Origin of the sequence: Methylibium sp. (assembly GCF_965279545.1) — a bacterium.
Taxonomy (GTDB): domain Bacteria; phylum Pseudomonadota; class Gammaproteobacteria; order Burkholderiales; family Burkholderiaceae_C; genus Methylibium.
Genome location: NZ_OZ257250.1, coordinates 4,300,799 through 4,320,409, shown reverse-complemented (window position 1 = coordinate 4,320,409; position 19,611 = coordinate 4,300,799). Strand labels below are relative to the sequence as shown.

The window sequence follows — 19,611 nt, the reverse complement described above, 5'->3', positions numbered from 1 at the left end:
GTTGCTTTTTGGAGGTGGCGCACCGGGCCAGGCGCTCGCAGCAGCAGGCAGCTCGCAAGAGGCCGCGGTCAGGCCAGCACGAGATTCGTGCGGTGAATCATCTCGGCTTCGTTGCTGTAGCCCAGCAGGCCCTCGATCTGCGAGGACGGCTTGCGCGCGATCAGCCGCGCTTCGCTGCTGGCGTAGTTGGCCAGGCCACGGGCGACCTCGACACCGCCCAGGCTGCGCACCGCGATCACGTCGCCGCGCACGAACTCGCCCTGCACCTCGACCACGCCGATCGGCAGCAGGCTCTTGCCCTCGTCCCGCAGCTTCGCCACGGCACCGTCATCGATGAGAACCGCGCCGCGGAGCTGCAGGTGGTCGGCCATCCACTGCTTGCGCGCCGCCAGCTTCGGGGTGCTGGCGACGAGCAGCGTGCCGATCGCTTCGCCGGCGGCCAGGCGCAGCAGCACATCGGGCTCGCGGCCCCAGGCGATCACGGTCGAGGCGCCGCTGCTCGCCGCGCGCTTCGCGGCGAGCACCTTGGTGATCATGCCGCCGCGGCCGATGGTGGAGCCCGCACCGCCGGCCATGCGTTCGAGTTCGGGCGCGCCGGCGTGCGCCTCGCGGATGAACCGGGCCTGCGGGTCCTTGCGCGGGTCGGCCGAATACAAGCCGGGCTGGTCGGTCAGGATCACCAGCGCGTCGGCGTCGACGAGATTGGCCACCAGGGCGCCGAGCGTGTCGTTGTCGCCGAACTTGATTTCGTCGTTGACGACCGTGTCGTTCTCGTTGATGACGGGAATCACCTTCAGCGACAGCAGCGTCAGCAGGGTCGAGCGGGCATTCAGGTAGCGCTCGCGGTCCGCGAGGTCGGCGTGCGTCAGCAGCACCTGGGCACTGCCGATGCCGTGCTCCGACAGCTTGCTTTCGTACATCTGCGCCAGGCCCATCTGGCCGACGGCGGCGGCGGCCTGCAGTTCGTTGAGCTCCTTGGGCCGGGCGCTCCAGCCCAGGCGTTTCATGCCTTCGGCAATCGCCCCGCTGGACACCATCAGCAGCTCGCGGCCCTGGCCGGCCAGCGCCGCGAGCTGCCGGCACCAGTTGCCGATCGCGGCGGCATCGACGCCCCGCCCCTCGTTGGTCACGAGGCTCGAGCCGACCTTGACGACGATGCGCCTCGCACCATGCAGCACTTCAGGCATGCAGCCTCTCTATCGAAGAAAGCGTTCGCGCCTCAGCGAAAGCGCGGGTCGTCCGCCTGCGGCGCGAAGCGGGGTTCTTCATCCGCCTCGCCCTCGGGTTCGGCGAAACGAACGTCGGGGTCGACGTAATGGGTCTGGTAGCTGGCCACGTGCTGGAAGATCGCCTTCACCAGCGGCTCGCAGCCCTCGCGCGTCAGGGCCGAGATCTCGAAGACCGGGCCCTTCCACTTGAAGCGCTTGACAAAGTCCTTCACCCGCGCGGCACGCTCCTCGGCCGGCACCACGTCGAGCTTGTTGAGCACCAGCCAGCGCGGCTTGTCGTGCAGCGCCGGGTCGTACTTCTTCAGCTCGGCCACGATGGCCTTGGCCTGCGCGACCGGATCGGTGTCGTCGAACGGCGCCATGTCGACCATGTGCAGCAGCAGCCGGGTGCGCTGCAGGTGACGCAGGAAGCGGTGCCCCAGCCCGGCTCCCTCGGCCGCACCTTCGATCAGGCCCGGGACATCGGCGACGACGAAACTCTGCTCCGGCCCGACGCGCACCACGCCGAGGTTGGGATGCAAGGTCGTGAACGGATAGTCCGCGATCTTCGGACGCGCATTCGAAATCGCGCTGATGAGCGTGGACTTGCCGGCGTTGGGCATGCCCAGCAAACCCACGTCGGCCAGCACGCGCAACTCGAGCTTGAGCTTCCTGTGCTCGCCGGGCCAGCCGGGCGTCTTCTGCCGCGGCGCGCGGTTCGTGCTGGTCTTGTAGTGCAGGTTGCCGAAGCCGCCATCGCCGCCCTTGACGATCAGGATCTTCTCGCCCGGCTCCAGGAGCTCGGCGACCGGCGCACCGGTTTCAGCGTCGCTGATGATGGTGCCCACCGGCATGCGCATCACGATGTCTTCGGCGGCGGCACCGAACTGGTCGGAGCCTCGCCCATGCTCGCCATGACGCGCTTCGTGGCGCCGTGCGTAGCGGAAATCGATCAGCGTGTTGAGGTTGCGATCGGCCTGCGCGTAGACGCTGCCTCCGCGGCCGCCATCGCCGCCGTTCGGCCCGCCGAACGGGATGAACTTCTCGCGGCGAAAGCTCACGCAACCGTTGCCGCCGTTGCCGGCGATCACGTCGATGTAAGCCTCGTCAACGAATTTCATGGGAAGTGTGCCTGCTGCTCTGGCGAGCGGCTCGATGTTATCTGGAGCACCGCAACAAAAAAGCCCCGGCTCGCCGGGGCTCCGTCGCAGCGCTGAATGCGCTCAGGCCGGCTCGACGAACACCGTCCTGCGGTTGCGCTCGCCCTTGACGGCAAAGCTCACCTTGCCGTCCACGAGCGCGAACAAGGTGTGATCCTTGCCGATGCCCACGTTGCTGCCTGCATGGAACTGGGTACCGCGCTGGCGCACGATGATCGAACCCGCCAGGATGGCCTGACCACCGAACACCTTGACACCGAGCATCTTCGGCTGGGAGTCGCGGCCGTTGCGGGTGGAACCGCCGCCTTTTTTCTGTGCCATTTCTTAGCTCCTTCTCGGTTGCAGGTCTCAGCCGTTCACCGCGCTGATTTCCAGCTCGGTGAAGTTCTGGCGGTGACCCTGCCGCTTCTGATAGTGCTTGCGGCGACGCATCTTGAAAATGCGCACCTTGTCGTGCCTGCCATGCGCCACGACCGTGGCCTTGACAGTCGCGCCGACAACCAAGGGAGTGCCAACTTTGAGGTCCGCGCCGCTGCCGACGGCGAGCACCTGGTCGATCACGATCTCTTGGCCAACGTCCGCAGCAATCTGTTCTACTTTGATTTTTTCGCCTGCGGCAACCTTGTATTGCTTGCCGCCGGTTTTTATGAGCGCGTACATATCAGCCCTTTCACTCGAATGACCTGAGCGGCTCCTGCCGGCGCCACACCAGTCTCCGCAAATTTTTGCAGAGCCCGAAATTGTAGCACCGCTTGCGCCTTGCCCGGCAAACTGCGGGCGCCCTGCGGCAGCGGTCGGATCGCACCGCGATTCCCTTCCTATAATTGGGGCGCTCGCGCTTCCGCGAGCAACCTACCTTTCCTTCAGCGTGACTGCCGTCTCGAACGCCACTGGGTCGACCCTTTCTTTCGCTGACCTGGTCGCCACGGACATGGCGGAGGTCGATGCGCTGATCCGGCGCCGGCTGGCCTCGGATGTGGTCCTGATCAACCAGATCTCGCACTACATCATCAGCGCCGGCGGCAAGCGGATCCGCCCGATGCTGGTGCTGCTCTTCGCGCAAGCACTGGGCTTTCGCGGCTCCGAACGCTTCGAGCTGGCCGCCACCGTCGAGTTCATCCACACGGCGACCCTCCTGCACGACGACGTCGTCGACGAGTCGGCGCTGCGCCGCGGACGCGACACCGCGAATGCGCGCTTCGGCAACGCCGCCAGCGTGCTGGTGGGGGATTTTCTCTACTCGCGCGCCTTCCAGATGATGGTTTCGGTGAACCGCATGAAGGTCCTGGAGGTGCTGGCCGACGCGACGAACGTGATTGCCGAAGGTGAGGTCCTGCAGTTGATGAACATGCACGACCCCGACCTGCCGATCGAAGACTACCTGCGGGTGATCAGGTTCAAGACCGCCAAGTTGTTCGAAGCCAGCGCACGACTGGGTGCCTTGCTGGCCGATGCCCCTCCCGCCGTCGAAGCGGCATGCGCCGACTATGGGCGTGCGCTCGGCACGGCGTTCCAGTTGGTCGACGACCTGCTGGACTACGAAGGTGCCACCTCGGCGCTGGGCAAGAACGTCGGAGACGACCTGCGGGAAGGCAAGCCGACCCTGCCCCTGCTGGTGGCGATGACCCGGGGCACGCCCGCGCAGCGCGACGTGATACGTGCCGCCATCGAGCATGGCGAAGTCCAGCGCCTGCCGGAAATCATCGAGATCGTCCGGGCGACCGGCGCCCTGGAGGCCACCAGGGAAGTGGCCCGCGCCGAAGTCGAGCTGGCGTGCAATGCCTTGTCCGTCTTGCCGCCGTCCGTGTACCGCGAAGCTCTGCTACACTTATGTGCTCAGTCGACAGGGCGCTCTTCGTGAATGTCTGCTGAAGCGGTCAACGTCTGCTTGACCCAATCGGGGTGTAGCTTAGCCTGGTAGAGCGCTACGTTCGGGACGTAGAGGCCGGAGGTTCGAATCCTCTCACCCCGACCAAGTTTCCCATCCGAGATCAGCCCCTGGTGGCGCACTTCGACACCGTCTTGTCGAGGACTTCGAAAGCGGTCTGTGCCAAACCTGCGACAGCTTTCGTCGCAGACGGCTACCGGCTCAGCACATCGAGGCGCTGATCAAGGTCTTGCGCCATGCGCGCGATGAACATCAAGGCCCTGATGAGTGAAGCCGCGCCCGACCAATCCTGCCGCTCGTCGATCAGGACGACGAGTTCGTCTTGCAGGCTGCGCTGGCGGTCGCTCACCTCGGCGGCCAAGGCTTCGATGCCGTCCGGCGTGCCGTCTGCCTCCAGGGCTTCGCGCCATGCCATCTGCTGCATCAGGAAGGCGGCCGGCATGGCCGTGTTGGTCTGCGCATCGAGCGCCTGGCCATGCAAGCTGCAGAGATAGGCGGCCCGCGCCAGCGGGTCTTTCAAGCGCTGGTAGGCCTCGTTTACGCGGATCGCCCACTGCATCGCCACGCGCCGCGCGGCCGGCCCCTCGGCGGCAAACCGGTCCGGGTGCACTTCCGACTGCAGCGCTTTCCAGCGTGCGTCGAGCACTGCGCGGTCCTGCACGAAGCGCGGCGCGATGGCAAAGAGCGTGAAGTCGTCGTCGTCGATCTTCATCGTGCCGCCCGCACCGCACCGAGCGGCTCACAGGTCATCGGCAAGCGCCTCGACCGCGATGAGCTGCTGGCGCAAGGCCCAGCGCGCGCGCCAGCCTCCGGCCCGGTCGAACAGGGCATCGGGCTTGTCGACGGCGATCAGCGCGTGCTGTTCACCCTCGTAGAAGCGCCACTCGCCGCCGCGCGCGCGCAGCGCGGCGCGGCAGGCATCGACCAGGCGCACGGGTTCGGGCGCATAGAGCCCGGGCTCCTGCAGGTAGTCGGCGCGGAACAGCGGGGTCTCCCAGCCGCATTCGAGTCCGAGCCTGTGGATGCCGGGATAGCGCTCCTCGACACCCTTGCCATCGGGTCGCTCGTCGAACAGATCGAGCAGCTCGCGCGCGCTGGCGCTGTCCCAGATCTCGTGCGCCGCCCTGGCGTCATCCGTGGCGACCTTGCGCAGCAGGTCGTCCTCGTCGAAGGCGAACCAGGCATGCGCCTCGCCTTGCTGTGGCACCTCGACGACGTAGATCATGGTTTCGATCGATGGCGGCTCAATTGGGGTCGTGCATCAGGGTGCTGAAGAAGCCCACCTTCTCGGGCGCGAGCAACTCGCGCTGGCCGACGGTGCCGCACTTGACGCACTTCTCGTTCACCTCGAAGCCCTGGCTGCTGCAGATGCCGGGCTTGTTCTGGGTGCAGCCGGTGGCACCGCAATGCGTGCAGCGGTACAGCGAGGCGTTGCAGCGCAGGGAAAAGCCGTTGCGGGCGCCGTCACAGCGGATGGTCATGTCGTACTCCTCGAACTGAAAAACTCGAGCGGCGCCGGGTCGCTCCAAGGCGGCCGAGTGCCCTCTCGGGCGGCGGCGGCCGGTGGGGCCCGGGGGCACTCATTCACTCGGCGCCTTCGGCGAACACCTTCTGCCAGATGGCGTTGCGCAGCCGCTCGCTCACGGCATGCGGGCTGCCATCGAAGGTGTCGTGGGCACGCCGCAGGGCCGCCTGTGCCATCGAGGCTTGCGGCATGGTCAGCGGCACGCGCCCGGCCACGTGGGTGGCCCCCGGCACGGCGCGCAGGATGGCCTGGCGATTCGGGTGCTCGTCGATGACGACGAGGTGGTCAGCCTCGGGCTGACCCTCGATGCAGACGTGGCGACCGATCACTTCGACGACACGATCGTCCGACAGGTGCTTCACGTAAACGGGCGTGGTGGCAGTCATGGCGCTGGCCTCGGCAGATGAAACGAAAGATGCCCCCCGCGGTCGTCTCGAGCGCGACGCGGCCCAGCGCCGGGCCGCTCCCAAGCGGGCCGCGACCCCCTCGGGGGGTGGTTGCGGTAAGCCGCAACCGGGGGTCCCATCCCTAGCGGATGATGTCGTAGCTGTAGTCCGTCTTGCCCGGAATGATCGTGTTGGCATCCAGGGTTTCGAAGAACTCGTCCAGGAACATGATCAGCGTGCGCAGTGCACCGTCGTAGCCCCAAATCGGGTAACGGTGGTAGTGGTGGCGATCGAAGATCGGGAACACCATGCGGATCAGCGGCACGCCGGTGTCGCGCTCCAGGTACTTGCCGTAGGTGTTGCCGATCAGGAAGTCCACCGGCTCGGTGTGCAGCAGCGAGCGCATGTGCCACAGGTCGCGCTTGGGGTAGACCTGGCAGGTCTTGCCGTAGGGCGAAGCATCGAACAACGCCTGCACCTTCTTGGCCCAGCCGTCGTTGCCATTGGTGGCCAGCACATGGGCCGGCTCGGCGCCGAGTTCGAGCAGGAACTGCGTCAGGCCCAGCATCATGTCGGGGTCGCCGTACAGCGCGTAGCGCTTGCCGTGCAGGTGAGCCTGGCTGTCGGCCATGGCGTCGACCAGCTGGCCGCGCTCCTTCTCGAGCTGCGCGGGCACCGGCTTGCCGGTCAAGCGGGCCAGCTCCATCACGAACGCGTCGGTGCCGGCCACGCCGATGGGGCTGTTGAGCACCACCACGTCGTGACCCTTTTCCTTCAGGTACTTGATGGTCTTCTCGCAGCTGTATTCCTGGAACACGATCGTCGCTTTCGCGTTCAGCGCGCGAATGACCGTTTCCTTCGTGGTGCCGCCCTCGTACATGCGGAACTCGCCGTCGGTGGGCGTGTTCCAGGTTTCCGACGGATCGCACAGCACGTTGTAGTCGCACTCGAACAGATCGAAGATCCGCTTGATCTCCTTCATGTTGCCGACGACGAAGCCGTCGAAGCCGCCGATGAAGTTGATGCTCTCGTCGGGCGTGCGCTCCAGCGCCGGCACGGTGCCGGCCTTGCCGTCCCAGAAGTGCTGCAGGATGCCGAGGATGGCGTTGTCGTAGCCGGTCACGTGGCTGCCGACGAAGGCCGGCGTGTGCGCGAAGGGCACGTCGAACTCGGCCGGCACGCTGCCTTTTTCCTTGGAGGTCTTGATGAAGGCGTTGAGGTCGTCCCCGATGACCTCGGCCATGCAGGTGGTCGACACCGCGATCATCTCGGGCTTGTACAGGTTGAAGGTGTTGGCCAGGCCGTCGATCATGTTGTTCAGGCCACCGAACACCGCGGCGTCTTCCGTCATCGACGAGGACACGCAGGACGTCGGCTCCTTGAAGTGGCGCGAGAAGTGCGAGCGGTAGTAGGCCACGCAGCCTTGCGAGCCGTGCACGAAGCTCATCGTCTTGTGGAAGCCGTTGGCCACATAGACGGCGCCGAGCGGCTGACAGGCCTTGGCCGGGTTCACGGTCAGCGCTTCGCGGGCGAAGTTCTTGTCCTTGTATTCCTTGGTCTTGGTCCAATCCTTGATCTCGGCGATCCTGTCGTCGGAGTGATTGAACTCGAACTCGTTCTTCTTGCGGGCGAAGATGTCTTGGTATTCCGGCTCGCGGAAGAGCATCTCGTGGTCAATGACCTTGTCTGCGTTTTGGGGCATGGCAGTTCTCCAGGCAGGGGATGAGGTGGCGATGGCGTGGCCCCTCACCCCGGCCCTCTCCCCGCAAGCGGGGTGAGGAAACGGGCCCCCTCGCCCGCTTGCGGGAGAGGGTTGGGGTGAGGGCCGGTATCAGGCAGCTTTCTTCCAGGGGGCCTTGGTTAGCGCCCAGACCGGCGAGCTGATCGCCATGTCCATGTCGCGCGCGAAGATCGCGAAGCCGTCGTAGCCGTGGTACGGGCCGGAGTAGTCCCAGCTGTGCATCTGGCGGAACGGCACGCCCATCTTCTGGAACACGTACTTTTCCTTGATGCCCGAGCCGACCAGATCCGGCTGGACCTTCTCGACGAACTTCTCGAACTCGTAGCCGGTCACGTCGTCATAGATCAGCGTGCCGTCCTTAACGTAGTGCGTGGTGCGCTGGTAGTCGTCGTTGTGGCCGAACTCGTAGCCGGTGCCGACCACGTCCATGCCCAGGTCCTCGTAGGCGCCGATCACGTGGCGCGGGCGCAGGCCGCCGACGAACAGCATGACCTTCTTGCCCTGCAGGCGCGGCTTGTAGCGGGCGATCACCGCGTCCATCAGCGGCTGGTACTTCTTGATGACGTTCTCGGCATTGGCCTTGATGGTGTCGTCGAAGTGCGAGGCGATCTCGCGCAGCGACTTCTCGATCATGGTCGGGCCGAAGAAGTTGTACTCGACCCAGGGCACGCCGTACTTCTCTTCCATGTGCCGGCTGATGTAGTTCATCGAGCGGTAGCAGTGCAGCACGTTGAGCTTGGCCTTGGGCGTGTTCTCGAGCTCGGCGATCGTGCCGTCGCCCGACCACTGCGCGATCACGCGCAGGCCCATTTCCTCGAGCAGGATGCGGCTGCTCCACGCATCGCCGCCGATGTTGTAGTCGCCGATGATGGCCACGTCATAGGGCGTCGAGACGAAATCGGGGCGCTTGTTCGGATCGACCTTGTCGAACACGTAGTCGCGGATCGCGTCGTTGGCGATGTGGTGGCCGAGCGACTGGCTCACGCCGCGGAAACCCTCGCAGCGCACCGGCACGATGGTGTGGCCGGCGTATTCCTTGGTCTTCTTCTTCGAGACCGCTTCGATGTCGTCGCCGATCAGGCCGATCGGGCATTCGCTCTGGATCGAAATGCCCTTGTTCAGCGGGAACAGGTCCTGGATCTCGTCGATGATCTTGTCGAGTTTCTTGTCGCCACCGAAGACGATGTCCTTCTCCTGGAAGTCGGAGGTGAACTGCATCGTCACGAAGGTGTCGATGCCGGTGGTGCCGATGTAGTAGTTGCGGCGCGCCGCCCACGAGTACTGGCCGCAACCCACCGGGCCGTGCGAGATGTGGATCATGTCCTTGATCGGACCCCAGACCACCCCCTTGGAGCCGGCGTAGGCGCAGCCACGGATCGTCATCACACCGGGCAATGACTTGATGTTGGACTTGACGCCGCAGTCCGGTTTGCCTTCCTCGAACTGGCCGAGGTGCTTGGCGCGGCGCTTGGCCATCTTTTCGGGATAGGCCTTCAGGACTTCGTCGATCAAGGCCTTGTTCGCGGCCTTGCGGTCTTCAACCGTCATGCTCATGGTGTGTGCTCCGTGGGTGCTGCGCGGGGTGGCGCTCGCGCGCCACCCTTCAGGGTTGCTTAAGCGACGAGTTCAGCGGCGGTCTTGCCGACCTGGCTTTCGTCGACCGCCTTCATGATCCCGTGCTCCATCAGCAGGTCTTCCAGCTGGTCCATGGTGATCGGGGTCGGGATGGTGCCGTTGCCGGCGTTAGCGTGGATCTTCTCGGCCAGCGTGCGGTACTCCTGTGCCTGCTTCGAGTCCGGCGCGTATTCCAGCACCGTCATGCGGCGCAGCTCGGCGTGCTGCACGATGTTGTCGCGCGGCACGAAGTGGATCAGCCTGCTGCCCAGCATCTTGGCCAGCGAGTCGGCGAGTTCGAGTTCCTTGTCGGTCTGGCGCTCGTTGCAGACCAGGCCGCCCAGGCGCACGCCGCCGCTGTTGGCGTACTTCAGGATGCCCTTGGAGATGTTGTTGGCCGCGTACATGGCCATCATCTCGCCCGACATCACGATGTAGATCTCCTGCGCCTTGTTCTCGCGGATCGGCATGGCGAAGCCGCCGCAGACCACGTCGCCCAGCACGTCGTACGAGACGTAGTCCACGCCTTCATAGGCGCCGTTTTCCTCGAGGAAGTTGATCGAGGTGATCACGCCGCGGCCGGCGCAGCCGACGCCCGGCTCCGGACCACCGGACTCGACGCAGCGGATGTCCTTGTAGCCGACCTTCATCACGTCTTCGAGCTCCAGATCCTCCACCGAGCCGGCTTCGGCGGCCAGCGACAGGATGGTGTCCTGCGCCTTGGCGTGCAGGATCAGGCGCGTCGAGTCGGCCTTGGGATCGCAGCCGACGATCAGGATCTTCTGGCCCAGGTCGCTCAGCGCGGCCAGGGTGTTTTGCGAGGTGGTCGACTTGCCGATGCCACCTTTGCCGTAGAAGGCGATTTGCCGAAGCTTTGCCATTTCAGTACTCCAGTTTCATTGAAGATAGAGGGTGACGAGACACCAACGGTGTCCGCGATCTCGATGCAGCCTTCGGTGCCTGTATGGGTCTTCTTATGAAGGTCCCTCGGGGCCTGACATGGGGTCCGCGCAGGCCATCCATCGCAATGCGCGTGCCATGCCTCCCGGTATCACCCAAGTGCTTGTTTTCACGGGGAAAACCGTGCTTTTCGAGCCTGTCGGAAGTGCCGTTGAATTTGTTCGGAACCCGACAAAGCTCGGTCGGCGGCAGCCGACACAACGGCCTCGCGCCCCGCGCGCGCGCCACGGCTTTCATGGTCAGGCACGCGTTTGCGGCCGGTGCGCACCGGCTGGTACGGCGGTTGCAGTGAGGGCAGCCATGGACCCTCACGCGCCTGCTCCCGACACCAACCCTCACTACGAGCGGCTGGGTGGCCACGCGTCGGTCGTGCGGCTGGTGGACGCCTTCTACCGCGCGATGGACACGGGGCGGGACACCGCCACTATCCGCGCGATGCACGAGCCGGATCTCGCGCACACGAAGGCCGTGCTGGTGAAGTACCTCAGCGAATGGCTGGGCGGCCCCAGGCTCTACAGCCCCGAGCGCGGCGCGCCGAGGCTGCGCCGTCGCCACCAGCCGTTCGCGATCGATGCCGCGGCCCGCGACGCGTGGATGCTGTGCATGCGCCAGGCGCTGGCCGAGGTCTGCACCGACGCGGGCCTGCGCGCCGAGCTCGACGCGGCCTTCTACAAGGTCGCCGACTTCATGCGCAACGCCGAAACCGTTTCCCCGTCTCCCCACCACTGAAGAGAACCCTCACCATGACGACCATCGACCAAACCGCACTCGGCCGCCTCGACGCCGAGGGCCGGCTGCTCAACAGCGTGTTGAAAGCCCCCACCAAGAAGGCCGGTCGCATCGGCTTTCGCGGCGACATCGCCCTGAAGTTCCAGGCCAAGATGGCCGACGAGGCCCGCCCGCCCGAGACCAGCTGCGAGCAGGTGATCGCCGCCGCGCAGGAAGGCGAGTCGCACATCTGCTTCCTCGCCGGCTTCCTGCTGAGCTTCGAGTACCTCGCGCTGCTCGCCGAGGTGCTGGGCGATGCGCTGTCGCCGCAGGGCAAGTACTTCCTGTTCTGCGACAACATCGACATCTCCAAGCGCTACCAGGTGGAGTTCGGCGGCGCGAGCTTCTACGTGCTGCCGATCGACGAGGCCACGGTCTACAACGAGACCCTGGAGCTGCTCTACCTCGAGAAGAACGACCTGAAGAAGCTCGACACCGCGGGCAAGGTCGACGCCGTGGTCGACAAGGCGCTGGGCTTCAGCCAGAGCTTCCCGAAGATCAGCTACGAGGACGGCCTCAAGCTGATGGGGCCGGTCCGCAACGTCTACGAGAACCGGCCGGTCTGATCATGCTCGGCCCGCAGGAAGACGCTGTGCGGGCGTACCACCAGCGCAGCAAGCACCGGCTGCAGCGCTACGCCGCCGGACCCGAGACGCTGGACTGGGACGCGCAGCCCGACCCTTTTCGCCGCTGGGCCGGCGCGCCGCTGGCGCTGCTGCCGCTGGTGGCCGACACGCTGCGCACGCCCTGGGCCGATCTGCCCGGCGGCGTGCCCTCGTGCCCGGTGAACCGCAGCGCGATCGGCGCGCTGTTCGAGCTGAGCTTCGCGCTCACCGCCTGGAAGCAGCACGGCCCCGACCGCTGGGCGCTGCGCGCCAACCCGTCGAGCGGCAACCTGCACCCGACCGAGGCCTATCTGCTGGCCGCCGGCGTCACCGGCCTGGACGACGGCCTGTACCACTACGCGCCGCGCGAACACGCGCTGGAACTGCGCACTCCGCTGGCCGCCGGCTGCGGGCACGGCGCGCCGCAGCTGTGGATCGGCCTGAGCTCGGTCCAGTGGCGCGAGGCCTGGAAGTACGGCGAACGCGCGTTTCGCTACTGCCAGCTCGACACCGGCCATGCCCTGGGCGCACTGCGCTATGCCGCGGCCACGCTGGGCTGGCAGGCGCGCGTGGTGAGCGGCATCGGCCGCACCGAACTGGCCGCGCTGCTGGGCCTGGACCGCGAGGCCGACTTCGGCGGCGCCGAAGCCGAGGAACCCGAGTTGCTGGTGCAGCTCGGGCCCGTCGTGCCCGAGCCTCCCGCCCTGCCCCGCGGCTGGACGACCACCGCGCAGTGGCAGGGCCGCGCCAACCGCCTCGATGCACGGCCGATGTACCGCTGGCCCGTGATCGACGAAGTGGCCGCTGCCACCCGCGAGCCGGCCCGCCGGGCCGCGGCCGAGGCGTCGCCGGAACCGGCGGGCGCCCCCTGCCTCGACACCCCGCTCGCGCCCGCCGGGCCCTCGGCCCTGCCGTCCCCGACCCTCGGCACGCTACCCGCGGCCACGCTGATCCGCCAGCGCCGCAGCGCCCAGCACTTCGACCGCCGTGCGTCCATGCCCATCGCGGCGTTCCTGCGCATCGCCGCAGCCGTGATGCCCGACGCCGGCCTGCCCTGGGATGCCTGGCCGCACCCGCCCCGCGTGCATGCGGTGCTGTACGCGCACCGCGTCGACGGCCTGGCGCCGGGTGCCTATGTGCTGCCACGCAGCGGCGCCGGCGCCAAGGTTCTGGCCGAAGCCTTGCAGGCCGGAGAACCCTGGCAGCCGGTGGCCGAAGCCCCGACCGGCGTGCCGCTGGCGCGCATCGCCGAGCACCCGGCGCTGGCCGGCACCCTGCGCACGCTGAGCTGTCATCAGGCCATTGCCAGCGACGCATGCTTTGCGATGAGCCTGCTGGCCGAGTTCGAGGCCCCGCTGGCCAGCGCGCCCTGGCGCTACCGCCAGCTCTTTCAGGAGGCCGGCCTGATCGGCCAGGTGCTGTACCTGCAGGCCGAGGCCGAGGGCTTTCGCGGCACCGGCATCGGCTGCTATTTCGACGATGCGGTGCACGAGCTGCTGGGCCTCGCCGGCGAGCGGCTGCAGGTGCTCTATCACTTCACGGTCGGCATGCCCCTGGCCGACGCGCGCCTCGGCCTCGAAGCCCCGTACGCCGACCGTGCACCGATCGCCGCACCCGATGGATCCAACCATGAATGACCCACGCCGATTCCAACGCCTGAGCGCGCAAGACCTGCCCGCCTGGCTCGCCGCCCACCCCGAGGCCCTGCTGCTCGACGCGCGCGAGGCACGGCACCACGAGCAAGGCCACCTGAGCGGCTGCCTGCGCCTGGACGGCCGCAACCACGAGCGCCTGCTGATGCGCGAGCCCAAGGACCGGCCGGTCTTCATCTACTGCTACCACGGCAACGCCAGCCGCAGCTACGCACAGATGTTCGTGGACTTCGGCTTTCACACGGTGTTCGACCTGGTCGGCGGCTGGGAGGCCTGGCAGCAGCACGCCGCCACACCGCCGAGCCACGACACGCAGGGGCCCGGCGAGCATGGCAACACGCCCCTGATGCAGGCCGCCTGGCGCGGCGACACCGCCGGTGTCGAAGCCCTGCTGGCGCAGGGCGCGAGCCTCACCGCCACCAACGGCGACGGCAACAACGCCCTGTGGCTGGCCTGTGTGGCCAACGACCCGGCGCTGGTGACGCTACTCGTGCGCGCCGGCGTGCCGATCGATCACCAGAACCTGACGGGAGCCACCTGCCTGATGTACGCCGCCTCCAGCAGCAAGCCGCAGGTCGTGCGCACCTTGCTCGAGCTGGGCGCGGACCCGCATCTGCTGACCCAGGACGACTACACCGCGCTCGACATGGCCGCGAGCGTGGAGTGCCTGCAACTGCTGCGCACGGCCACGCGCACGGCCGCCTGAACCGGAGGGCGACATGGTGCAGATCGTGTTCTACGAGAAGCCCGGCTGCGGCGGCAACGCCCGGCAGCGGGCCCTGCTCGAAGCCGCCGGCCACACACTGCAGCGGCGCAACCTGCTCACCGCGCACTGGACGGGCGAGCGGCTGCTGGCCTTTCTCGCGCCGCTGCCGGTGGCGCAGTGGTTCAACCGCGCCGCGCCGCGCGTCAAGAGCGGCGAGATCGTGCCCGAACAACTGGATGCCCCGTCGGCACTGGCCCTGCTGCTGGCCGAGCCGCTGCTGATCCGCCGCCCGCTGATGCAGCGCCTCGATGACGGCGCCTGCCTGGTCGGCTTCGGTACCGCCGAGGTCGAGCGCTTCGTCGGCATGGGCGCGGCCGCCGTGCCGGCTTCGATGGAAGGCTGCGCTGCGGCCTCGCCGCGCACCCGGTGTCAAACCCCTGACTGACCCGCCCCGAGGGACCCCACCATGCCGCTCTACGACTACCACTGCAAAACCTGCCATTCGGCGTTCGAACTGCTGGTGCGCGCGAGCACGCTGCCCACCTGCCCGCAATGCAGCTCGACCGACCTGGAACGCGCCGTCTCGCGCATCGCCCCGGCCGGCAAGATCGAAGCCATCCGGGCCTCGAACCGGCGCGCAGCCGCCCGGCAGGGCCACTTCAGCAACCTGAGCCAGGCCGAGCGCACGAAGCTGCTCAAGTAGGCCTGCGCCGGCCCACCCGACCTCGACCTTTCCTCAAGGAGTACTCACGATGGACCTCGTCTACAAAGCCGAAATGCTGACCCAGGGCGGCCGCAGCGGCACGATCCAGAGCGAAGACGGCAGCGTCAAGTTCAAGCTCGCGGTGCCCACCGCGATGGGCGGCAAGGGCGACGGCCCGAACCCCGAGCAGCTGTTCGCCGGGGCCTTCGCGGCCTGCTTCGAACACTCGGTGCGCCACATCGCGAAGAAGGGCCACGTGCCGCTGCGCGGCTGCTACGTGGAAGCCGAGCTGTCGATGTTCGTCACCGACGAAGACGCCTACCGCATGGCCCTGACGCTGACCGTGCACATGGCCGGCGCCCTGGAGCAGGCCGACGCCGACAACCTGATCGAGCGCGCCAAGGGCATCTGCCCCTACGTGGACGCGACCAAGAACAACGTCACCCTCAATCTCAAGGCCATGCTCGACACGCCGGTGGCGGCTTGAGAGGGCGGCGCACCCAGCGCCGGCCTGAGACCTGAACACCCCCTTCTCCAACCCGAATCCGCACGCTGAGATGAACATCCCCGAAGGCTATTTCGTCGACTGGAACGGCAACGTCCGCACGACCACCGACCCCGGCGGCGGCTACGTCTGCGACGTGGACACCGGGGCGCGCTACGTCGGCGTCAACACCCGCAGCGGCATCCTGATGCACGAGGCCACCTTCTACAAGGACCTGGCGGCCATCGAGCGCGCCGGGATCAAGGCCGCGCTGGTGCCCGGCAGCCACCCGTGGGGAAACAAGGACGAAGGGTTCTAGTGTGGTGCGCGTGAAGTAATAGAACTTACTTGCGCCGGCATACTCCAACCGCCCAGGAGGTGGGCGATGCGGGTTGCCAAGAAGATCGAGTTGGATGTGCAGACGGAGCGGGAGCTTCGTGCGCTGTCGCAGCGCAAGCGCATCGAGGTGCGGCTGCAGCAGCGCGCGCGCATCGTGCTGCTGGCGGCCAAGGGGATGCAGAACAAGGACATCGCCGCGGACGTCGGCCTGGACAGGCGGCAGGTGGCGCTGTGGCGAGCCCGCTTCCTCGAAGGCGGCATCGAAGCGTTGAGCAAGGACGCGCCGCGCTCCGGGCGCCCGGACAGCGTGATGGCCGAGATGGAGTCGCGCATCGTGCAGACCACGCTGCACGAGAAGCCGGCCAATGCCACGCACTGGAGCACGCGCACGCTGGCTGAGCACCTGGGTGTCGGAGCGACGACCGTGCGGACTGCGTGGCGCAACAACGGCCTGAAGCCGCATCTGAGCCGTACCTTCAAGGTCTCGCGCGACCCGCGCTTCGAGGACAAGCTACTGGACGTTGTGGGCCTGTACCTGAACCCGCCCGAGCATGCGCTGGTGCTCAGTTGCGACGAGAAGAGCCAGATCCAGGCGCTCAACCGCACGCAGCCCGGCCTGCCGATGAAGACCGGGCGAGCGGGCACCGTCACCCACGACTACAAGCGCCACGGCACGACCACGCTGTTCGCTGCGCTGAACACACTGGACGGCCGCGTGATCTCGATGTGCCAGCCGCGGCACAGGCACGAGGAGTGGCTGAAGTTCCTGCGCCTGATCGACCGCAAGACGCCCAAGGGGCTGACGTTGCATCTGGTCGTGGACAACTACGCCACGCATAGCCACCCTGAGGTTCAGGTCTGGCTGGCCAAGCACCCGCGCTTCGTCATGCACTTCACCCCGACCAGCGCGTCATGGTTGAACATGGTCGAGCGATTCTTCCGCGACATCACCGACAAGCGCATCCGCCGCGACAGTTTCACCAGCGTGCCCGAACTTGAGTTGGCTATCGACCTGTACGTCGCGCAGCACAACATCGAGCCTAAGCCCTTCATCTGGACTGCCTGCGCTTCCGACATCTTGGCCAAGGTCACGCGAGCAAAGGCAGCCCTGGCAGCAGCCTCAAGATAAGTACAGAACAGCACGGCGCACCACACTAGCCAGCTGATCAACCGCTAGTCCGGGATCACGGGCTCGACCAGGGTCGCCAGCTGCGCGAGCGATTCCTGCCAGCCGAGGTAGCACATCTCCGGTGGAATGACGTCTGGAATGCCCTGCTGCGTGATGTTCAACTCCGTTCCACACGAGACCTGCCGCAGCGACACGGTGGTCTCCAACTCGCCGGGGAGGTTGGGATCGTCGAACTTGTCGGAGTAGCGAATGCGCTCGTGCGGCACCAGTTCGCGGTACTCGCCGCCGAAGGAGTGGCCGTGGCCCGTCGTGAAATTGGTGAAGGACATCCTGAACGTGCCGCCGACCCTGACATCCATGTGATGCACCTTGCACGTGAAGCCGTAGGGCGGCAGCCACTTGGCCGTGGCGTCGGCATCGAGGAAGGCGCGGTAGACCCGCTCCGGGCTCGCCCGCAGGACGCGGTGAAATCGTACGGTGTTCGTCGCCATGATCAGCCTTGAAGCAGAGGAAGGCCCTCGGACTGTACGACGATCAAGGCGGGCCGGAATCGACACGGACAGGCGGCCAAAGGCCTGGGCCTCACCGGGAATTTCAATTCCGGTGCGGAAGCATCGACCGGAGGACACCGTCCTTGAGCGCGTAGTGGTGGAACAGCCCGGCCGCCGCGTGGGCTCCCGCGAGCCAGAGGATGGCGTCACCGAGCCACGTGTGGACTTCTGCAATCCTGGCGCCGAGCGCATGCGATTCGGCCAGTGGAGGCGCAAGCTCCACGCCCGCGAGCAGGCTGAGCGCATGCCCCTCCAGCCAGGCGCCGCCGATGGCGGTGAGCGGCACGGCGAACAGGAGCACATAGAGCGCCGTCTGGACCAGGCCGGCGGTGAGGCTCATCCAGCGTGCAACCGGTGGGGGCTCGGGGCGTTTGTCGAGCGCTCGCCACAGGATGCGGAGCACGACCAGCGCCAACACGCAAAGACCGAGCGTCTCATGCAACTGCCGCTCGAAATCACCCGCTGCCGCGTAGACGCGCTCCTCCGAGCCCCCCGGACCGTAGATGAACGCAATCAGCACGAGAACTGCGGTCAGCCAGTGCAAGACCTGGGTCGGTGCGCTGTAGTGGGTGATGGTTTCGCGTTCCATCGTTCATTGTCGCGCACGTACGCGTACGCGCGGCAATGAAGCGGAACGTATTTACTTCCTTGGAAGACCGATGACTTGCCCGCCTTCCGAAGAGGCCTCGCGCACAGGCTTGATCTTTCGCAGAAAGTTCGGAGCTACTGTCCAGTGCTGCCCCGTTTCAGTGATGACGGTGACTGACTTTCGGTTGTACTTCGTGATGACCCCGAACAGGACAGGGTGCCCGTCTGGTTGGAATGAAACACGCTCGCCGAGACTGAACTCCAGCATCGACGCATGAGCTCGCATTTGCTGAAGGAACCTCAGGCGAGCGACTATGCGGTTGTTCAGATCGACCAGTTCCGGCTCGGTCAGCCTGTCAATGTCTATTGCCACTGGGCCACTCCTTCTGCACGCAAGCCCTGCATCTTACGGACGGCTCGACCACTTTGCCGGGGTGTTTCTCTACTGACGCCCAACGAGACTGCGCAGATTGAAAGGTTGGACATCACTGGCACAGATTTTCCCCAAACCTAAGCTGCCTCTGCGTGAAGACGTACGCCGAGCGCACGTGCTACCTTCAGGATCGTCGCGAAGCTCGGGTTACCGTTTTCACCGAGCGCCTTGTAGAGACTTTCGCGACTGAGGCCCGCGTCGCGGGCAACTTGGGTCATTCCTTTGGCGCGAGCAATATCACCTAGCGCACGAGCGATTCCCGCAGCATCTTCCGGGGCTTCTACCAGCCAAGCGTCTAGGTAAGCCGCCATCTCTTCGGGTGTACGGAGTTGCTCTGCTACATCGTAGGCAAGAGTCTTCGTCTTCAGATTTGCTTTTGCTGCTGACTTGGCCATCTTGATCACTCCTAAAGATTCCTGGCCAGCTCGATGGCTGCCTTGATGTCTTGCTGCTGACTTGATCGCCACCTCTCTCGGTGTAGTAAACGCGGTACCCAGGCCCGACGTCGATCTTTAGTTCAGAGACGCCATCTGTGAGGTGACGATGCCGACCCGGATTACCGTGCGCAAGACGATCGACCCGCACTTGGATGCGCGCTCGGCTGGTGCGATCTTTGAGCCCATTGATCCAATTTCGGTAGACCTCTGTGATCTGGATGCGCATGACGAACTGTAGTCTATGGGATACGTTTTGTCAACCTCGGCGGGTCTTGAATGATGCCCAACAGGGCTGCAGGAAATCCATTCCGCTGCATGACAAGAGCCCGATCAAGAAGGCCGGCTCACTGTACGGGCCGCAGGACTTCGAGTTCGACCGGTAGGCCCACACCTGTGTGTGCCCGGCCGGGCAAGCGCTGTACGCCAATGGATGGGAGTGCCGCATCGGTGGCTACATCGCCATCAAGTACCGCGGCAGCGAAGGCGTCTGCGGTCCTTACACGCAGCGCGACCAATGCCTGCGCACGCCGGACAAGACCCTGACGTGGCAGGTTACGTTCTTCACCGGCAAGCTGCCTGGCAAGAACGCTCACACCGAACGATTGGCGCAGCGCTGACACAGATTCCATGTCGGCACGGGCACGCACAACACAGCCCACATCAGATGCCGGATATACGACTGCAGGCTCAACCCTTCGTGCACTTCACAGATCGATCAGTCACTGGCGTTGGCG

Annotated in this window: 26 protein-coding genes, 1 tRNA gene and 1 pseudogene; 12 read left to right on the top strand and 16 right to left on the bottom strand. The window is 66.1% G+C overall.

The window, feature by feature from the left end:
- Nucleotides 1-68: 68 nt before the first annotated feature.
- The 4 genes from proB to rplU form a co-directional block, all read right to left on the bottom strand.
- The gene (gene proB, locus ACQY9S_RS20460; protein WP_428422313.1) at nt 69-1,187 is read right to left on the bottom strand and encodes a glutamate 5-kinase; all 1,119 of its coding nucleotides are present in this window, start codon (nt 1,185-1,187) and stop codon (nt 69-71) included.
- 32 nt (nt 1,188-1,219) lie between these two features.
- Nucleotides 1,220-2,329: an Obg family GTPase CgtA gene (gene cgtA, locus ACQY9S_RS20455; protein WP_428422311.1), complete on the bottom strand. Its 1,110-nt coding sequence runs from the start codon at nt 2,327-2,329 to the stop codon at nt 1,220-1,222.
- Nucleotides 2,330-2,431: 102 nt separating this feature from the next.
- On the bottom strand, nt 2,432-2,689 hold the full coding sequence (gene rpmA, locus ACQY9S_RS20450) for a 50S ribosomal protein L27 (RefSeq protein WP_428422310.1): 258 nt from the start codon (nt 2,687-2,689) through the stop codon (nt 2,432-2,434).
- Nucleotides 2,690-2,716: 27 nt separating this feature from the next.
- Nucleotides 2,717-3,028, bottom strand: a complete 312-nt coding sequence (gene rplU, locus ACQY9S_RS20445; protein WP_428422309.1) for a 50S ribosomal protein L21 — start codon at nt 3,026-3,028, stop codon at nt 2,717-2,719.
- Between the two features lie 271 nt (nt 3,029-3,299).
- Between rplU and ispB the strand changes: the two genes are divergently transcribed.
- Entirely contained in the window at nt 3,300-4,229 is a 930-nt protein-coding gene (gene ispB / locus ACQY9S_RS20440) for an octaprenyl diphosphate synthase (RefSeq protein ID WP_428425832.1), read from the top strand.
- 37 nt (nt 4,230-4,266) lie between these two features.
- Nucleotides 4,267-4,343 (top strand) — tRNA-Pro (locus tag ACQY9S_RS20435).
- Nucleotides 4,344-4,449: 106 nt separating this feature from the next.
- Here the strand turns inward: ACQY9S_RS20435 and hscB are convergent.
- From hscB to nifH, 7 genes are all read right to left on the bottom strand, one after another.
- On the bottom strand, nt 4,450-4,968 hold the full coding sequence (gene hscB, locus ACQY9S_RS20430; protein ID WP_428422307.1) for a Fe-S protein assembly co-chaperone HscB: 519 nt from the start codon (nt 4,966-4,968) through the stop codon (nt 4,450-4,452).
- A 27-nt stretch (nt 4,969-4,995) separates the two neighbouring features.
- Nucleotides 4,996-5,481, bottom strand: a complete 486-nt coding sequence (locus ACQY9S_RS20425; RefSeq protein ID WP_428422305.1) for a hypothetical protein — start codon at nt 5,479-5,481, stop codon at nt 4,996-4,998.
- A 19-nt stretch (nt 5,482-5,500) separates the two neighbouring features.
- The gene (locus ACQY9S_RS20420) at nt 5,501-5,737 is read right to left on the bottom strand and encodes a hypothetical protein (RefSeq protein WP_428422303.1); all 237 of its coding nucleotides are present in this window, start codon (nt 5,735-5,737) and stop codon (nt 5,501-5,503) included.
- Between the two features lie 103 nt (nt 5,738-5,840).
- Complete coding sequence (locus ACQY9S_RS20415) at nt 5,841-6,167, bottom strand: hypothetical protein (protein ID WP_428422302.1); 327 nt, start codon at nt 6,165-6,167, stop codon at nt 5,841-5,843.
- A gap of 142 nt (nt 6,168-6,309) precedes the next feature.
- A complete protein-coding gene (gene nifK / locus ACQY9S_RS20410; protein WP_428422301.1) occupies nt 6,310-7,869 on the bottom strand; it encodes a nitrogenase molybdenum-iron protein subunit beta in 1,560 nt (519 codons plus the stop codon).
- Between the two features lie 129 nt (nt 7,870-7,998).
- The gene (gene nifD, locus ACQY9S_RS20405; RefSeq protein WP_428422300.1) at nt 7,999-9,462 is read right to left on the bottom strand and encodes a nitrogenase molybdenum-iron protein alpha chain; all 1,464 of its coding nucleotides are present in this window, start codon (nt 9,460-9,462) and stop codon (nt 7,999-8,001) included.
- Nucleotides 9,463-9,521: 59 nt separating this feature from the next.
- Entirely contained in the window at nt 9,522-10,403 is an 882-nt protein-coding gene (gene nifH, locus ACQY9S_RS20400; RefSeq protein ID WP_428422298.1) for a nitrogenase iron protein, read from the bottom strand.
- Between the two features lie 379 nt (nt 10,404-10,782).
- Between nifH and ACQY9S_RS20395 the strand changes: the two genes are divergently transcribed.
- From ACQY9S_RS20395 to ACQY9S_RS20355, 9 genes are all read left to right on the top strand, one after another.
- The gene (locus ACQY9S_RS20395; protein WP_428422296.1) at nt 10,783-11,211 is read left to right on the top strand and encodes a group II truncated hemoglobin; all 429 of its coding nucleotides are present in this window, start codon (nt 10,783-10,785) and stop codon (nt 11,209-11,211) included.
- 14 nt (nt 11,212-11,225) lie between these two features.
- The gene (locus tag ACQY9S_RS20390) at nt 11,226-11,816 is read left to right on the top strand and encodes a hypothetical protein (RefSeq protein ID WP_428422294.1); all 591 of its coding nucleotides are present in this window, start codon (nt 11,226-11,228) and stop codon (nt 11,814-11,816) included.
- Between the two features lie 2 nt (nt 11,817-11,818).
- On the top strand, nt 11,819-13,492 hold the full coding sequence (locus ACQY9S_RS20385) for a nitroreductase (RefSeq protein ID WP_428422293.1): 1,674 nt from the start codon (nt 11,819-11,821) through the stop codon (nt 13,490-13,492).
- A complete protein-coding gene (locus ACQY9S_RS20380; RefSeq protein ID WP_428422292.1) occupies nt 13,485-14,213 on the top strand; it encodes an ankyrin repeat domain-containing protein in 729 nt (242 codons plus the stop codon). Before ACQY9S_RS20385 ends, ACQY9S_RS20380 begins: the two co-directional genes overlap by 8 nt.
- Before the next feature lie 13 nt (nt 14,214-14,226).
- Complete coding sequence (locus tag ACQY9S_RS20375; protein ID WP_428422290.1) at nt 14,227-14,658, top strand: hypothetical protein; 432 nt, start codon at nt 14,227-14,229, stop codon at nt 14,656-14,658.
- 21 nt (nt 14,659-14,679) lie between these two features.
- Nucleotides 14,680-14,916, top strand: coding sequence for an FmdB family zinc ribbon protein (locus ACQY9S_RS20370; protein WP_428422288.1), 237 nt, complete (start codon nt 14,680-14,682; stop codon nt 14,914-14,916).
- A gap of 49 nt (nt 14,917-14,965) precedes the next feature.
- A complete protein-coding gene (locus ACQY9S_RS20365) occupies nt 14,966-15,403 on the top strand; it encodes an Ohr family peroxiredoxin (protein WP_428422287.1) in 438 nt (145 codons plus the stop codon).
- 70 nt (nt 15,404-15,473) lie between these two features.
- Nucleotides 15,474-15,719, top strand: a complete 246-nt coding sequence (locus tag ACQY9S_RS20360; RefSeq protein ID WP_428422286.1) for a hypothetical protein — start codon at nt 15,474-15,476, stop codon at nt 15,717-15,719.
- A gap of 66 nt (nt 15,720-15,785) precedes the next feature.
- Nucleotides 15,786-16,868: an IS630 family transposase gene (locus tag ACQY9S_RS20355; protein ID WP_428421530.1), complete on the top strand. Its 1,083-nt coding sequence runs from the start codon at nt 15,786-15,788 to the stop codon at nt 16,866-16,868.
- Nucleotides 16,869-16,912: 44 nt separating this feature from the next.
- On the opposite strand, the gene ACQY9S_RS20350 is transcribed toward ACQY9S_RS20355, so the two are convergent.
- From ACQY9S_RS20350 to ACQY9S_RS20330, 5 genes and pseudogenes are all read right to left on the bottom strand, one after another.
- Complete coding sequence (locus ACQY9S_RS20350) at nt 16,913-17,359, bottom strand: SRPBCC family protein (RefSeq protein WP_428422284.1); 447 nt, start codon at nt 17,357-17,359, stop codon at nt 16,913-16,915.
- A gap of 103 nt (nt 17,360-17,462) precedes the next feature.
- Nucleotides 17,463-18,008 (bottom strand): cytochrome b, encoded by a 546-nt coding sequence (locus ACQY9S_RS20345; RefSeq protein WP_428422282.1) that lies wholly within the window; start codon nt 18,006-18,008, stop codon nt 17,463-17,465.
- 51 nt (nt 18,009-18,059) lie between these two features.
- On the bottom strand, nt 18,060-18,380 hold the full coding sequence (locus ACQY9S_RS20340; RefSeq protein ID WP_428422280.1) for a hypothetical protein: 321 nt from the start codon (nt 18,378-18,380) through the stop codon (nt 18,060-18,062).
- Nucleotides 18,381-18,517: 137 nt separating this feature from the next.
- Nucleotides 18,518-18,835, bottom strand: a complete 318-nt coding sequence (locus ACQY9S_RS20335) for an addiction module antidote protein (protein WP_428422279.1) — start codon at nt 18,833-18,835, stop codon at nt 18,518-18,520.
- Nucleotides 18,836-18,962: 127 nt separating this feature from the next.
- A pseudogene (locus ACQY9S_RS20330) lies at nt 18,963-19,103 on the bottom strand (type II toxin-antitoxin system RelE/ParE family toxin); the annotation flags it as partial.
- A 169-nt stretch (nt 19,104-19,272) separates the two neighbouring features.
- On the opposite strand from ACQY9S_RS20330, the gene ACQY9S_RS20325 reads away from it, so the two are divergent.
- The gene (locus ACQY9S_RS20325; RefSeq protein ID WP_428422277.1) at nt 19,273-19,494 is read left to right on the top strand and encodes a hypothetical protein; all 222 of its coding nucleotides are present in this window, start codon (nt 19,273-19,275) and stop codon (nt 19,492-19,494) included.
- Nucleotides 19,495-19,611 lie beyond the last annotated feature (117 nt).

Coding starts and splice junctions, on each gene's coding strand:
- proB (WP_428422313.1), bottom strand. CDS start 1,187: ATGCCTGAAGTGCTGCATGGTGCGAGGCGCATCGTCGTCAAGGTCGGC.
- hscB (WP_428422307.1), bottom strand. CDS start 4,968: ATGAAGATCGACGACGACGACTTCACGCTCTTTGCCATCGCGCCGCGC.
- ACQY9S_RS20360 (WP_428422286.1), top strand. CDS start 15,474: ATGAACATCCCCGAAGGCTATTTCGTCGACTGGAACGGCAACGTCCGC.
- ACQY9S_RS20345 (WP_428422282.1), bottom strand. CDS start 18,008: ATGGAACGCGAAACCATCACCCACTACAGCGCACCGACCCAGGTCTTG.
- rpmA (WP_428422310.1), bottom strand. CDS start 2,689: ATGGCACAGAAAAAAGGCGGCGGTTCCACCCGCAACGGCCGCGACTCC.
- ACQY9S_RS20385 (WP_428422293.1), top strand. CDS start 11,819: ATGCTCGGCCCGCAGGAAGACGCTGTGCGGGCGTACCACCAGCGCAGC.
- nifD (WP_428422300.1), bottom strand. CDS start 9,462: ATGAGCATGACGGTTGAAGACCGCAAGGCCGCGAACAAGGCCTTGATC.
- ACQY9S_RS20425 (WP_428422305.1), bottom strand. CDS start 5,481: ATGATCTACGTCGTCGAGGTGCCACAGCAAGGCGAGGCGCATGCCTGG.
- ACQY9S_RS20415 (WP_428422302.1), bottom strand. CDS start 6,167: ATGACTGCCACCACGCCCGTTTACGTGAAGCACCTGTCGGACGATCGT.
- ispB (WP_428425832.1), top strand. CDS start 3,300: ATGGCGGAGGTCGATGCGCTGATCCGGCGCCGGCTGGCCTCGGATGTG.
- nifK (WP_428422301.1), bottom strand. CDS start 7,869: ATGCCCCAAAACGCAGACAAGGTCATTGACCACGAGATGCTCTTCCGC.
- ACQY9S_RS20380 (WP_428422292.1), top strand. CDS start 13,485: ATGAATGACCCACGCCGATTCCAACGCCTGAGCGCGCAAGACCTGCCC.
- ACQY9S_RS20390 (WP_428422294.1), top strand. CDS start 11,226: ATGACGACCATCGACCAAACCGCACTCGGCCGCCTCGACGCCGAGGGC.
- ACQY9S_RS20420 (WP_428422303.1), bottom strand. CDS start 5,737: ATGACCATCCGCTGTGACGGCGCCCGCAACGGCTTTTCCCTGCGCTGC.
- ACQY9S_RS20370 (WP_428422288.1), top strand. CDS start 14,680: ATGCCGCTCTACGACTACCACTGCAAAACCTGCCATTCGGCGTTCGAA.
- ACQY9S_RS20335 (WP_428422279.1), bottom strand. CDS start 18,835: ATGGCCAAGTCAGCAGCAAAAGCAAATCTGAAGACGAAGACTCTTGCC.
- ACQY9S_RS20365 (WP_428422287.1), top strand. CDS start 14,966: ATGGACCTCGTCTACAAAGCCGAAATGCTGACCCAGGGCGGCCGCAGC.
- ACQY9S_RS20355 (WP_428421530.1), top strand. CDS start 15,786: ATGCGGGTTGCCAAGAAGATCGAGTTGGATGTGCAGACGGAGCGGGAG.
- rplU (WP_428422309.1), bottom strand. CDS start 3,028: ATGTACGCGCTCATAAAAACCGGCGGCAAGCAATACAAGGTTGCCGCA.
- ACQY9S_RS20350 (WP_428422284.1), bottom strand. CDS start 17,359: ATGGCGACGAACACCGTACGATTTCACCGCGTCCTGCGGGCGAGCCCG.
- cgtA (WP_428422311.1), bottom strand. CDS start 2,329: ATGAAATTCGTTGACGAGGCTTACATCGACGTGATCGCCGGCAACGGC.
- nifH (WP_428422298.1), bottom strand. CDS start 10,403: ATGGCAAAGCTTCGGCAAATCGCCTTCTACGGCAAAGGTGGCATCGGC.
- ACQY9S_RS20375 (WP_428422290.1), top strand. CDS start 14,227: ATGGTGCAGATCGTGTTCTACGAGAAGCCCGGCTGCGGCGGCAACGCC.
- ACQY9S_RS20395 (WP_428422296.1), top strand. CDS start 10,783: ATGGACCCTCACGCGCCTGCTCCCGACACCAACCCTCACTACGAGCGG.